This window comes from Streptomyces sp. NPDC005878 (assembly GCF_040629815.1).
Classification (GTDB): Bacteria; Actinomycetota; Actinomycetes; order Streptomycetales; family Streptomycetaceae; genus Streptomyces.
The window spans coordinates 145,148-157,663 of sequence record NZ_JBEXWK010000006.1 but is presented as its reverse complement, the minus strand read 5'-3'; the positions used below and the strand labels follow the sequence as shown (position 1 = coordinate 157,663).

At 71.0% G+C, this 12,516-nt stretch carries 16 protein-coding genes and 2 pseudogenes; all 18 read left to right on the top strand.

The features are described from left to right. Positions 1-23 precede the first annotated feature (23 nt). The 18 genes and pseudogenes from ABZ404_RS12900 (at position 24) to ABZ404_RS12815 (ending at position 12,500) form a co-directional block, all read left to right on the top strand. Positions 24-521 carry a hypothetical protein gene (locus tag ABZ404_RS12900; RefSeq protein ID WP_358830684.1) on the top strand — a complete coding sequence of 166 codons (498 nt, stop codon included), beginning with the start codon at positions 24-26 and terminating at the stop codon, positions 519-521. Between the two features lie 195 nt (positions 522-716). Continuing rightward, entirely contained in the window at positions 717-1,076 is a 360-nt protein-coding gene (locus tag ABZ404_RS12895) for a hypothetical protein (RefSeq protein ID WP_358830822.1), read from the top strand. Continuing rightward, positions 1,073-1,975, top strand: a complete 903-nt coding sequence (locus ABZ404_RS12890) for a hypothetical protein (RefSeq protein WP_358830683.1) — start codon at positions 1,073-1,075, stop codon at positions 1,973-1,975. Before ABZ404_RS12895 ends, ABZ404_RS12890 begins: the two co-directional genes overlap by 4 nt. Positions 1,976-2,024: 49 nt before the next feature. After that, entirely contained in the window at positions 2,025-2,870 is an 846-nt protein-coding gene (locus ABZ404_RS12885; RefSeq protein ID WP_358830682.1) for a hypothetical protein, read from the top strand. A 24-nt stretch (positions 2,871-2,894) separates the two neighbouring features. Then, entirely contained in the window at positions 2,895-3,353 is a 459-nt protein-coding gene (locus tag ABZ404_RS12880; RefSeq protein ID WP_358830681.1) for a hypothetical protein, read from the top strand. A gap of 273 nt (positions 3,354-3,626) precedes the next feature. Further along, positions 3,627-4,016, top strand: a complete 390-nt coding sequence (locus tag ABZ404_RS12875) for a hypothetical protein (RefSeq protein ID WP_358830680.1) — start codon at positions 3,627-3,629, stop codon at positions 4,014-4,016. Beyond that, positions 4,013-4,822 (top strand): DUF317 domain-containing protein, encoded by an 810-nt coding sequence (locus ABZ404_RS12870; RefSeq protein ID WP_358830679.1) that lies wholly within the window; start codon positions 4,013-4,015, stop codon positions 4,820-4,822. Before ABZ404_RS12875 ends, ABZ404_RS12870 begins: the two co-directional genes overlap by 4 nt. Before the next feature lie 35 nt (positions 4,823-4,857). Further along, on the top strand, positions 4,858-5,580 hold the full coding sequence (locus ABZ404_RS12865; RefSeq protein ID WP_358830678.1) for a hypothetical protein: 723 nt from the start codon (positions 4,858-4,860) through the stop codon (positions 5,578-5,580). Next, positions 5,577-6,122: a DUF317 domain-containing protein gene (locus ABZ404_RS12860; protein WP_358830677.1), complete on the top strand. Its 546-nt coding sequence runs from the start codon at positions 5,577-5,579 to the stop codon at positions 6,120-6,122. The genes ABZ404_RS12865 and ABZ404_RS12860 overlap by 4 nt, the downstream gene beginning before the upstream one ends. Positions 6,123-6,134: 12 nt before the next feature. Further along, positions 6,135-6,464: pseudogene (locus ABZ404_RS12855) on the top strand (hypothetical protein); the annotation flags it as partial. 8 nt (positions 6,465-6,472) lie between these two features. Continuing rightward, positions 6,473-7,078: a hypothetical protein gene (locus ABZ404_RS12850; RefSeq protein ID WP_358830676.1), complete on the top strand. Its 606-nt coding sequence runs from the start codon at positions 6,473-6,475 to the stop codon at positions 7,076-7,078. A 5-nt stretch (positions 7,079-7,083) separates the two neighbouring features. Then, on the top strand, positions 7,084-7,875 hold the full coding sequence (locus ABZ404_RS12845) for a DUF317 domain-containing protein (RefSeq protein ID WP_358830675.1): 792 nt from the start codon (positions 7,084-7,086) through the stop codon (positions 7,873-7,875). Between the two features lie 37 nt (positions 7,876-7,912). Next, complete coding sequence (locus ABZ404_RS12840; RefSeq protein ID WP_358830674.1) at positions 7,913-9,706, top strand: TraM recognition domain-containing protein; 1,794 nt, start codon at positions 7,913-7,915, stop codon at positions 9,704-9,706. Next, positions 9,703-10,206, top strand: coding sequence for an XF1762 family protein (locus ABZ404_RS12835; RefSeq protein WP_358830673.1), 504 nt, complete (start codon positions 9,703-9,705; stop codon positions 10,204-10,206). Before ABZ404_RS12840 ends, ABZ404_RS12835 begins: the two co-directional genes overlap by 4 nt. A gap of 162 nt (positions 10,207-10,368) precedes the next feature. Beyond that, positions 10,369-10,680: pseudogene (locus tag ABZ404_RS12830) on the top strand (DUF317 domain-containing protein); the annotation flags it as partial. 160 nt (positions 10,681-10,840) lie between these two features. After that, complete coding sequence (locus ABZ404_RS12825; RefSeq protein WP_358830821.1) at positions 10,841-11,155, top strand: DUF317 domain-containing protein; 315 nt, start codon at positions 10,841-10,843, stop codon at positions 11,153-11,155. A 275-nt stretch (positions 11,156-11,430) separates the two neighbouring features. After that, a complete protein-coding gene (locus ABZ404_RS12820; RefSeq protein WP_358830828.1) occupies positions 11,431-11,736 on the top strand; it encodes a hypothetical protein in 306 nt (101 codons plus the stop codon). A gap of 563 nt (positions 11,737-12,299) precedes the next feature. Continuing rightward, positions 12,300-12,500: a hypothetical protein gene (locus ABZ404_RS12815; RefSeq protein ID WP_358830672.1), complete on the top strand. Its 201-nt coding sequence runs from the start codon at positions 12,300-12,302 to the stop codon at positions 12,498-12,500. Positions 12,501-12,516: the final 16 nt, after the last annotated feature.

The window sequence follows — 12,516 nt, the reverse complement described above, 5'->3', positions numbered from 1 at the left end:
AAACAGAAAGCAGGAACAATTACGTGGCAATCCGAACGTCCTACGAAGTTGTCCACACCTGTGGACACGCCATAACCCACAACCTGTCCGACCGCCCCGCCGACAAGCGGGCCGCCTTCGCCCGCTGGCTCGCATCGAAGGACTGCACCGACTGCTGGAGGGCCGCCCGCGACAACGACAGCGCCGGCAAGGAGGAGTGGATTGCCGCCCGTCGCGCCGCCGAACAGCAGGCGGCTGCCGACTGGGCCGCCCAGTTCGACATGCCCGCGCTCGAAGGCCCCGACCGCGCTCTGGAGTGGGGCGAACGCACGCGCCACCAGCTGGTCACCGCCGCCTACACCGCGCTGGTCACCGAGGGCACCTGGGACGAGGTGGACTGGTCCGCACTCGAAGAGACGATCCGCACGATCACTCGTGCCGGGTGGTGGATCGACCAGCGCGATGCCGAGGGCAGCGACCTTCCCGAGCTTCTCGACGCCGCCACGGAAGCCGACCGGGGCAACGAAAATCCCTTCCGCTAGGGGGCCGGTGGCCTCACCGGGGCATACGAGGGATGCCTTGTACCCCACGTTCCCCGGTTAGCAAAACCGGGGATCCTCCGGACCATTGTCCTTCCCACCGCCACCCTGTGCCGTTCGTGGAAGGAAGCCCCCGCTGTGCCCGAAGCTGTTCGTCCGCCGTACGTTCCCGACGACATCCTCACGCCCAAGAGGGACATGACCCATGGCCACTTCCGGCCTGGCGACCAGGTCGTCGTCCTTAAGGGCGTCGCAGGCGGCGAGCTGTGGGGCGACGCTATGACGGTGGTGACGCCGTCCTGGCATACGCCTACCGACGAGGACGGGTGGCGGCTGCGCGACCCCAACGGCGGGCAGCAGACCTTCATCACCGGCCACCCCCGCTATCTGGTCCATCTCTCGCGGCGCTGTCCCGACTGCCTGATTTACCTGCGCGCTCTGGAGGACTACCTGATCCCGAAGTTCGCCGACGCAGGCGCCGTGATCGACTGCGGTTGGTACTCGGTCACCGCACTGAACCAGCTCGTGCACGTCCTGGATGCAGAGGGTGGCCGGTGATCCCGCACATCGTTGGAGAACAGCTCTTCCCTGCCATCGCGCTGTCGGCGGCGATGGGCATCCCGGTTGCCGAACAGGACGTGCTGGGCGATGCCGTGGTGACCCACGCACCCCTGGACCCCGCCGTCGCCGAAGACGGACCCCAGGAGTGGATGTTCACCGACTGGGAGGAGTACTTGCAGGCACCGCGGGATCTCCATCCGCACGCCGACGGGCCGACCGGGATGGAGCCGGAGATCTTCCACATGGCGGTTCGGCTGCACCCCTCCGACCGGGCACTGCACCGGCCGGAGTGGGCAGAGATCGCCCAACGGCTGACCCACGTCGCCGGTCTCGCACCCACCGGAGATGAGCACGCATGCCGGTGGGTCGCGCTTCAGGCCCGGCCCGACCGACTCGACGTGATTGCCAATCGCATCCGCGGCGACGGCGCCTGGGCCCAGCAGCCCCACCCGCTCGCGCGGACGCTGAGTGAAGAGTGCCGGCGCATCGAAACCGACCTGGGCCTGGTGCCGGCGCAGAGCCACGGCGGACGTCCGTCGACCGCGCATCGGCTGGCCCGACCCCCGGCGCTGCCGTGGATGGCGGCGGATCAGTCGCCGTCTGCGGTGGCGGCCCAGGTCGCCACGCTGATGCACCAGCTCGCCGACGAGGCCAACGGGCCGATCGCCTCGGTACGCGGTCTGATCGAACAGGCCGCCCACCGCCTCGATGAGCTGCCCCACGCCTACGGGCCCCACGCGGCCCACGAGCTGGAGTGGATCGCCGGCCGCCTGTACGGCATCCAACAGGACCTCGACGCCACCACCGCGGATCTGCCCGGAGCAAGCCAGCGCGCCGCAGCGCGCTCCGTCACACCGCCCGCACCTCACTCGGCTTCCGCGCGCCGCTCCCGCTGAACACCCCCGAAGACGCAGCGCTCTTGGCTCTTGCCGGCCCGCTGCCTCTGTGCGGCTGCGCGCTTCCGCCGAGGACCACCACGCCGCCCGGCCCGCCGCCCGCTCTCCCGGCTTCCCCCAAGCGGCGGCGCTCATCACCATCCCCGAGGAACCCATGCACGACCACGACCCCGCCCCCGATCTCGCGTCCTTCGCCCTTGCCCTCGCCGATGAACTCCCAGGCAACTGGACCAGCGAGCACCAGACGCATGCGCACTACCCCGACCAGTTCGCCCGCGCGGAACACGTGTGGGACATGAACCTTCTCGCCCACGCGATTGCCGAGCACGTCCTGGACCAGGACGCGGTCCTCACCCGCGAGGACGGCGCCCGCCTGTACGTCATCGCACGTCCCCGCGGCGGCGAGGAGTTCCTCGTCGGCGCCGTTGCACCGGCCGGCATCCCCGCGGAAGCCTTCCGCACCGTACGCGAGCCCGACGGCATCGTCGTCCCCGACGACCCGGTCAAGGCGGCAGCCGACATCACCACCGACCTGCTGCCCCGCTACGACAAGGCCCTCGCCGAGGTCCATGACCACGCTGCACGTCTCACTCCGCCTGCGCCGCCGGAGCTTGTGGTGATCACGCTGGCGGGCCGCGACTTCCACGTCGCCAAGCCCGAGCGGGCGGGCGCCGCACAGATCCTCACCGACAACGGCGGTGTCTACGACCAGGACTTGAACGCGTTCGTGCTGTCCGGTGAGGACACCGCCGTACAGGCCCAGGCGATCCAGCGCGCGGCAGCACAGCTGGACCGGCTCGGTGTCGGCGTCAGCGTGCGGCTCCCGCAGACCAAGCCGGCGTTGGAGACCGCCGCGGTCACGGCCCCGTCCAAGTCGCCTGTCCGGCGGCGATAACCCCATCAGAACGGAGAGGCCCCTATGGGTAACCGTGCCGACGAATACGGCAGTGATGTCGAGATCTACCGAAAGCCCCTAACCGACACGATCTTCGCCGAGACGCGCACCGCGGCGCCCGAGCATCTGCTGGCGCTGCTCGACACGCTCGGTCTGGAGCGCAAGACCACGGTGACGGCCGGACCCGTCTACGTCTGGCACGAAGTCCCCGGCCACCTCAGCGAGGACGAGCAGAAGAAGGCCGCTACCCGGCCCATCCCCGCCCTGCTCCAGGCCGGATACGTGGTCAACATCCCCGATGACCTCTTCGACCCCACCGCCTACCAGGAAGCGGTCGCGGTCATCCGCAACCCCAGCCGTCCCGCCGTCGTGCCCCCGGCTGCCGCCCAGCTCGCGTCCAAGAGCCCTGGTCGCGCCCGCCCCGCCTCACGCCCGGCAACACCGCCCGCAGCGGAAAGCCACTCCTCCCGCCGCTCCCCGTAACCCTCCCCCGGCCGGCCCCGCTGCCGGGGGCCGGCCCGTCATCCGAGAGAGACGCTCATCCCCACGCCCGACCGCACTCCCCCGCCCATCACCGTCAGCAGAAACCCGCGCCTGGCGGCAGCCCTGTTCCGCCGCTACCTGCGCGCCGTCGCTGTCGGCAGCCCAGAGCGGCCCCTCCCTCTGGCCGGCGCCCGGCCAGAGGCCGCCCTCAGTGAAGCCCGCCGTCTCGGCCGACGTAGCTGACCGCCCCTTCCCTTCGCCCCCAGGAGGCCCATGACCGACCTGTCGTCCTATCCCATACGCCTCGCCGAGGACATCGCCGGCCTCATCAAGACCCTGGACGACTACCTCGACCAGGCCGCCCCTCGCCAAGCGGCCCAAATCCTCGGCAAAGTCCTCGACCCCGAGGGCGGCGTCCTGACCCGGGTCACCGACCTGGTGGAGACCGGCACCCGGTTCGCCCAGAGCCAGGCCCACCGAGGGATGCTCCCGCCCGAGGTATGGCTCGCCATGGGCCGGGCCTCCAACGAACTCCACAGCGTCGGCATAGACCTTGACGACCATGCCGACGCCATCAAGCAGCTCGGGACACCGCCCACCACGGCAAGCACCCTGCCGCCCACCCCCGTCGCCTCCCCCATGGTCGTCAGGAGGAGCCGGTGAAACAGCAGCAGTGGACCGGCTGGGGCCCCGGCGCCCAACATGCCGAACAGCACTACCTGGTCGAGCCCCGCTACCTCGCCGGCGGCGGCGACATCCGCTACGTCAGCGAGTTCCTGCGCGCCTCCGGCTGGAACGACAAGTCCAAGACCGGCGGGCCGCTGGTCTTCGACAGCCCGGACAAGTCCGTCCGCCTCGGATACGACCCGTTCACCCAGCCCGGCGGGTGGACGATCTCCGGGAGGGCCACCCCCGGCCAGGAAGCGTGGCATGCGACCTTCACCCGTCAGATGCCCGTGGAGATCGTCGCCGGGTTCACCGACGCGCTCACCCGCCCCCGCACCGCGCACGCACCCAACGTGTGGGCGCCCCTGCACGAGCAGCACTGGACGACCGAACAGGACCAGCACGTCACCGCCATGAGCCCCGACGGCGGCGCCTGGATGCAGTTCCACCAGTCCAAGCCCGGCGAAGCGCACTGGTGGGCCGGCGCCCGCAATGAACACGGCCGCGTCTGGGACGCCCACTTCACGGCCACCACGCCGATGCACCTCGTCCAGGCGTTCAGTACCGCCCTGTCCGACCCGCAGCAGGTCATGCGCCCGCGCGGACACGTGCCGCCCTCCACCCGCATCCGCACCACCTCGGTGTCCGTGCGGCCCGAGGAGCTGTCCGCCTGGCAACAGGCCCGCATCCAGGCCGCACGCGCCGCTACCTGGGCCCGCAACTCCTGGGCCACCACCCGGCCACGACGCCAGACACCCACCGCCGGGCCGTACACCGCCGCAGGCGGCCGGGCCCGCCGCTGAACACCCCCGCACACCCCAACGGAAGCCCATCACCCTTGCCCCAGCACGACGACTCCCTCTCCTCCAGTGACATCAAGGCCATCACCAGCGGACTGCTCCGCCTGAGCCACCAGCTCGACCGGGCCGAATGCCCGGCAGACATCGCTGAGGCCCTGGCCCCGATCGTCGACCGACATGACGGAGCCCTTCGCCGCCTCACGCAGATCTTCGAAGCGGTCGGCGACATCTGCAACGACTTCGCCCTCCAGGACCGCTACGCCTTTGAGCTGCAGGGCGAGAGCGACGATGCGTTCGACCGGTTGAGGAGCCTGCTGAGCCAGGTCCACGACCTCGATGCGCAGTTCCGCACATTCGCCCCGCACGTCACCCGCACCCCCCGGGGCCGCCGCCCGGCCCCGGACGCCCAGGAGCCGGCATCCTCCGACACACCCCAGGCCCCTAGCGGCATGCGGATCCGTCAGGCCGCCGACACCCTGGCCCACCTGGCGGCCTATCTCCGGGAGCATCCCCCGCTCGCCGAGGTGCTGCCGCTGCTGGCCCCGCTGCTCAACGAGCACCGCGGCGTCCCGATCGTGCTCGGCAGCATCCTGCGCTGCACCGAGCACCTCATCGGCCAGCAGGCCGCGCTCCCCGTCAGCGATGAAACCCTCCGGGCCATGGAAGCCTTCCGCGAGGCCGCCCAGGAGGTCACCGACTGGCACGTCTTGCACTGGGACGTACAGCGGCTGCGTACGCAGTCCGCCACCCCAAGGCGATGACCGACCCCTACCTGCCCACCCGCGCCAACTCCCCACACGGCACCATCTGGTTCGAGACCCAGCCCCGTCATCTCGCCGGGCGCGGAGATCCCCGGCACATCACCCAGGCGCTGCGGGCCGCAGGCTGGGCCAACCGCTCCGATCCGGACTTCCCCCACGTCCTGCTGGTCAGCCCCGACTACCGGCACACCGTGGTGCTGGAGCCCGACCCCGAGGCGTACGGGGCATGGTGGCGTATCCGCGGGCAGGAAGAGGACGGCGGCCGGTGGTACACCGAGTTCGGCGCGCACACCCCCGTGGAAATCCTCGCCTCCCTCACCGACGCGCTGCTCGAACCCGCCCCCGAACACGCTCCGCCCGTCTGGTCGCCCCTGACAGCGGCGGGCTGGTCCTACGAGCGCGACGAGCGGGGCAATGAGATCGCCCGCCACCCTGACAACATCCTCAGCCTGGAGCGGTGGGCCGTCGAGCCTGGCGAGACCTTTCACTGGCGAGCCCAGGCCGCCCTGCCCAACGGCGGCGGTGGCTTCCGGCACATTTAGCACGCCTACCTCGACGAACAGATGCCGGCCCACCTGATCGCCGCATTCACCACCGCACTGGCCACCAGCGAGCCCGTCCAACGCGGCATGTACGACGTTCCGCACACTCACCTGGTCACCCAGGAGCAGCGCGGCCCGCAGGGCGAGCAGCTCGCCGCCGCGCACGAGGCGCGGCTCAAGACGATGCGTGCCGTGGCGCGCAAGGCCCGCCGCACTCACCCCGTCTCCACCAACGTCCCTCCGCTCATCGGCCGTTCCCTCCCTGGGCCGGGCCCGCTGATCGAGCCGGGCGGCGCCCCCGCCCAGCTCACCGCCCCCCCTTTTCCCGTCTTCCGTCTCTGAGAGCGTCCTTGTCCCCAACTGCCCCTGCCCCCGATGAAATCCAGCGCGAGCGCCTGCACCAGCTCGCCGCCTTCCTGCGCGAAAGCGAGCAGATCCTCGCCGACTTCGATGCCTGGCGAGAGGAGCACAGTGACCTCGATGGCTGGCCCCTCGACGATGACGAACACAGCCGTCGTGCCGTCAAACGCGACGCGGACACCTGGCGGTCCTTCAACCGCGTCCGCGCCTTCGCCAAGGATCTGGTGGCCACCGCCGAGGTCCAGGTACAGCAGCTCAACCCCGCGCACCTCCAGTCCCGCTGGCCCTGGCAGCTAGGTGTTCTCGACCACGCGGTCAAGCAGCTCGACGCGCTACAGGAGAACTGGCTCGAAGCCCGTGACGCGCTGCCCCCGACCGCCCGGCCCGGCACCTTCGCGTACGACGACGCGGTCGCGGAACGCAACGATGAAGCCTGGTCCTACCTCGACGACTGGTCCACCCACGGCAAGGCGCTCCTGGAAATCCACGCCGCCGCCCAAGATCTCCCGCCACGCTCACCGGCTCTGGCCCCAACCACGACGCGCGCATGCCCTGCGGCTCCCGTCGCAGCAGCGCCCTCTGCGGCCCGGAGGTGACCGGCATGCCGCACGACATCGACGTGGTCCTGGTCGCCCCCCGCTACCTCGCCGGCCCCGGCGACCCGGCCTGGGTCACCGTCCCGCTCCACCGCGCTTGCCGGTGGAGCAGCGCCGAGGACCCTCTGGTCCCCCGGGTCATCTTGACCAGCCCCGACCAGCTCGCCCAGTTGCGCATCGCCCCCGACCCGGACCCGGCCGAGCCATGGTGGAGCCTGCGCCACGCACGCCACGGGGACCAGCGGGCCTGGTCGATGACCTTCGATGCCCACACGCCGGTCGAGATCATCGCCGCAGTCACCGACGCCCTCACCGCCCCTGGCCCACAGCCGATGGTGTCGGGCGACCCGTACGAGCCACTGCGCGCGGCGGGCTGGCACGCTCCCCGCCACCACGACGGTCACACCTCACCCCAGGGCATGACCGCACCCGACGGCCTGGCCCGCGTCGACCGCACCGTTCACGAAGACGGCCGCACCGCCAGCTGGATCGTCGAGACCTCCGTCCACCACCTCCCCTCCATCTGGCGCGGATACGTGGACGGCGATACCCCGCCCCACCTGGTCGCGGCGCTCTTCGGCGCGCTGGCCGACACAACGCCCCTGATCCGCGAACCGCACCGCGTACCTCACCTTGCCGCCACTCACGGTCGCACCAGCCCCGGCCAGGTCAGCGCCGAGACCTTCGCCTTCGCGCTGGAACGCCGCACCACCACCCTGGCCAAGCGTCGCACCCCTCCGCCACCGGCCACGGGGCCCTCCTCGCCGAACACGCCCAAGCCGCGCCGGCCCCGCTGACCCGCAGGCGCCCCAACTCCCCACTGGAACCGCCCTCTTGCCCCAGCCCTCCACCAAGTCCACCGACGCGACCGACATCGCGTTCAAAATCCTTCTCGGAGCGCTCGCCGTCGGCGTTCCCCTGGCCAACCTCGCCTGGCTCGGCGGGCAGATCACCGCCTGGGCCACCGGCTCCGGGCCAGGCGCCCCCTATCAGCCCGTGCAGGCCCTCCTGCACCCCGCCCGACTCTGGCCCAACACAGAAGAAACGTTCCTTCTATTCGGCACGCGCGTCCTGCCCTGCGCCGTCCTGATCGCCCTCGGTATCACCGCCGCCGTGCTCTACAAGCGGTACAAGGCCGGCAGTGGCGGGCGCAGGAAGCGCATCGAGGGCATGGCCAAGCACACGGACATCGAGCCGCTGATGGCCAAGGCCATCACCTCCAAAGCCCGCTCGCTGCGCCCGAGCCTGAAGGACGCCAAGCACATCGACGCCCGGGACACCGGCATCCTTCTCGGCAATCTCCAGGGCACGAAGTACGAGGTGCGCATGGGGTACGAGGACGTGGCCGTCGCCATCATGGCGCCGCGCTCCGGCAAGACCACCTCCCTGGCAATCCCCTCCATCCTCAGCGCGCCCGGCCCAGTCCTGCTCACCTCGAACAAGGCGGCGGGCGATGCCTTCACCGCCACGCTCGACGCGCGGGCGGCAGTCGGGCGGACCTGGTCGATGGACCCGCAGCAGATCGCCCACGCCCAGAGAGAGATGTGGTGGAATCCGCTCGCCACCGCCAAGACCCTCGACGGGGCGGGCAGGCTCGCCGGCCACTTCCTCGCCGCGAGCGTGGACGCGAGCCAGCAGGGCGACTTCTGGTCCAAGGCCGGATCCAACATCCTCTCCCAGCTGTTCCTCGCCGCAGCCCTGGACGAGCGTCCCATCACCGACGTGATGCAGTGGCTGGCCTTCCCCGCCGACCGCACCCCTCTCGACATCCTGCGCGACCACGGTTTCACCGCGGTCGCCGCTCAACTCAAGGGCACGGTGGAGGGCCCGCCGGAGACCCGCGACGGCATCTACGAGACCGCGCGGCAGTACGCCGCCGCGCTGCTGAACTCGGAGATCGCGGCGTGGGTGACGCCGCAGAAGGATGCCGAGGAGTTCCGGCCGGAGGTGTTCGTCACCTCCACCGACACCTTGTACCTGCTCTCCAAGGACGGCGGCGGCGGAGCCAGCGCCCTGATCGCCGCGTGCGCGGACTCCGTGATGCGGGCCGCGACCGCCCAGGCCGAACGCGCCGGCGGCCGTCTGGACCCGCCGATGCTCGCGATCCTGGATGAGGCCGCGAACGTCTGCAAGATCAGTGACCTGCCGGACCTGTACTCCCACCTCGGCAGCCGCGGGATCATCCCCATCACGATCTTGCAGTCCTACCGCCAGGGCCAGAAGGTCTGGGGGGACGCGGCCATGGACGCCATGTGGTCCGCCTCCACCATCAAGGTCATCGGCTCGGGTATCGACGACCCCGACTTCGCCGACAAGCTCTCACGTCTGATCGGCGACCACGACGTCGAGACCACCTCCACCTCGCACTCCGAGTCCGGCAAGAGCACGTCGGTGTCGATGCGCCAGGAGCGAATCCTGGCCGCCGACGCCATCCGCGCGCTGCCCAAGGGCACCGCGCTCTGCTTCGCCACCGGCCTGCGGGCGGCCATGCTCGACCTGCGCCCCTGGTATCTCGAACCCGGCGCCGACCAGCTGTCCGCCGCCTCCGCCCGCGCTTCGAAGGCGATCACCACCCGTGCCGTCGCGAAGCACGCCCCCGTGCAGTCCGACTTCGGGACGGCGGCATGAGCGAGTCCCGCATGCATCTGGTGCCCGTCCGCTCACGCGATGCCAAGGAGTTCGTCCGCCTCTGGCATCGGCACCACCCTCCGCCTGCCGGACAGATCTTCTCGGTCGGCGCCGCCGACGAGGACGGCATCCTGCGCGCCGTGGCCGTAGTCGGCCGCCCCGTCGCACGGCACCTGGACGACGGCACCACCCTCGAAGTCACCCGCACGGCCAGTGACGGCGCGCGCAACGCCAACTCCCTGCTCTACGGCGCCGCCTGGAGAGCGGCCAAGGCGCTCGGATACCGGCGTCTGATCACCTACACGCAGGCAGGTGAGAGCGGTGCCTCGCTGCGCGGCGCCGGATGGCGCGTCCTAGCGCAGCGTCCTCCACGGCCGGGCTGGCACACACCGTCCCGGCCACGGACCGACCGCGGGACCGCCCAGATCGCCCGCACTCTGTGGCAAGCCCCTGGCAGGGCACCCTCATCGACGCTTACGCCCCCGAGCCCGACGACATGACACCCGCCAACCCCGACCGTCCCGGCCTCTCCCGTTCAACCCGCCACGCACCTCGCTGACTTCACCACCAAAGCAGCCCTGCCAAGGACACCGTCCCCATGACCGGCCACGATCACCCTGCTGTGCTGCCCGGCAACCGGGCTCCCCGGCCCGGCGAAGCCGGTGAACACCTCCACCCCGCTGCCCGCGGGGCACGTACTGGTCACGCCCCGCCACCTGGCCGGCCCCGGAGACCCCACCCAGGTCACCGACGTCCTCACCCGCCAGCACCACTGGAGCGCAGCCCAGGACCCGGTCTACGGCCACACCGTCTACCGAGCACCCGACCAGCAACTCGCCCTCGTCACAGCCCCGTTCCCGCACCCAGCCTGGCGGCTGTACGGCGCGCCGGACGCCGATGGAGCACCGGCATGGTCGGGCGAGTTCACCCGGAACGTCCCCGCCGAGATCCTCACCGATCTGCTCCACGCGCTGGCCGCACCCCACCACCCGGCGCTCCCCGTTGACCCGGTCCAGGCCCTGCGGAACGCCGGATGGAGTGCCACCGGTTCGCACGGCACCGTGCGCCTGACCTCGCCCGACCACACCGCGTCCCTGCTGCGCGAAACCGAAGCCCACGACCCCCGAAGACGCCCTGACCTGCTGGACGGTGACGGGACGGATCCAGGCCGGTCGATTCATCCACCGCTGGGAGGCGTCCTTCACCGAGGGCACCCCCGCCCTGGTGGTCACCGCTTTCGTCCGTGCGCTCACCGATCCCGAACCCGCCCCGCGGGACCCGGCCCACCTGCCGCAGGGCGTCACCCACCACGCGGTACGCCTCACCCCCGCACCGTCCTCCGCCCTGCCGGCCCCCAGCTCGCATCCCTCCGCGCCGAGAAGCTCCACCACCCCGCCGTCATCAGCGTCCTGCGGCCCCGGCACGGCTCCACGCCGCCCGCTCGGCTGACTGCCACCGCCCCCGTGAACCGCACCAAGTCCGCTCGCCGTGACCAAACCGCCACCCCCGCCGCCAGCGTAGTCAGTCGTCACGCCAGCACCCTCCAGGAGGACCCTCTGACGTCAGGCCCTCAGCACCTCCCTCTCAACACAGAGACGCACGATCAACTGACCCTCCTCGGCCGCGCCCTGGGGCTCAGTACCAGCGATGTCATCGCTCACCTCCTGCGTGCCTACGCTCAGCCCGCACCCGCAACACCAGACGGCCCAGACACGGTCGTTCCCGTGTATGCCATCTACCAGCGCACGCGCATTGAGGGCCACTTCACCCTCTCCACTGGTGCCCTGACCATCCCCGCAGGTCCAGGCGCAGGTCACTACAAGACCGCCAGCGGCGCCGCCCGCGCTGTCGTCACAGCGCTACGCCCGGAGATCTCACCGATCCGCACGGGATGGACTTTCTGGCGCCTCGCCGAAAATGGCGCCTACCTCGAAACCATCCGCGGCACGGCAGCCCATCGGCGCACCAACAGCATCCCGTCGGCGCTACCTGCCACGAGCGCGGCCCTCGCCCGGCCGCGCACCCGATGACACCACAGCCGCTCCACCTCACCCCGCGCCTCGTCGTCCACCTCACTGTGAGCCGCCTGGCGGCACCGCGGTACAACCAGGGCCTCCAACCGCCCACCGACGGCATTGCGTAATCCGTGGGCCGCAGGACGTCGTCCCGGGTCGGCTCGCGCCCCCGTTGCCCACGCCCTCTGTGACGAGACCTCCACGGGCGCCGTCGCTTCCATTGGTCTCCGCGCGGTGCTCAGGTCCTCATTGCCCCGGACGGCGCCGCCGGTCGATTTGAAGGGAACCACCCCATCCCTGACCTTGCCGACTTCTCCCGCAAGCTGGCTGCCAGACTGCCCGGCCACTGGGCCGCAGACGTCCAGCAACACGCAACCATTGCCTCCCGGTTCGAACGCATAGCCCGTGTCTGGACACCCAGTGGCGCCCGGCCGCCCCTCGCCGGCTTCCACCGCCTGGAGGACGCCGTACTCACCGGCCCCGACGGACTCCGGCTCTACCTCCTGGGCCACCGCACCAGTCGCATCCTGGTCTGCCCCCTGGTCCCCGACGACATCCACGAGGACCTCAGCGACCGGATGAGCGCCCCGCCGTCCCTGGCCGTGCCCGCCGAACCGGCACCGGCTGCCTGGCGCATCACCGACCGCCTCCTCCCCCGCTACATCGCAGCCACCGCCCAGGCCCGCCGGGCCAGTCAGGCCCACACCGCGCTGTCGACGCCGCGCCCCCTACCCCGCATGGCCGCCGCCTCGCCCCGCGCGGGCCGAACACGGCACTGACCCCACTCGCCATTTA

Bases quoted from the DNA above. Each gene is read 5' to 3' on its own strand.
- ABZ404_RS12895 (WP_358830822.1), top strand. From the start codon at position 717: ATGACCCATGGCCACTTCCGGCCTGGCGACCAGGTCGTCGTCCTTAAG.
- ABZ404_RS12835 (WP_358830673.1), top strand. From the start codon at position 9,703: ATGAGCGAGTCCCGCATGCATCTGGTGCCCGTCCGCTCACGCGATGCC.
- ABZ404_RS12845 (WP_358830675.1), top strand. From the start codon at position 7,084: ATGCCGCACGACATCGACGTGGTCCTGGTCGCCCCCCGCTACCTCGCC.
- ABZ404_RS12860 (WP_358830677.1), top strand. From the start codon at position 5,577: ATGACCGACCCCTACCTGCCCACCCGCGCCAACTCCCCACACGGCACC.
- ABZ404_RS12875 (WP_358830680.1), top strand. From the start codon at position 3,627: ATGACCGACCTGTCGTCCTATCCCATACGCCTCGCCGAGGACATCGCC.
- ABZ404_RS12880 (WP_358830681.1), top strand. From the start codon at position 2,895: ATGGGTAACCGTGCCGACGAATACGGCAGTGATGTCGAGATCTACCGA.
- ABZ404_RS12815 (WP_358830672.1), top strand. From the start codon at position 12,300: ATGAGCGCCCCGCCGTCCCTGGCCGTGCCCGCCGAACCGGCACCGGCT.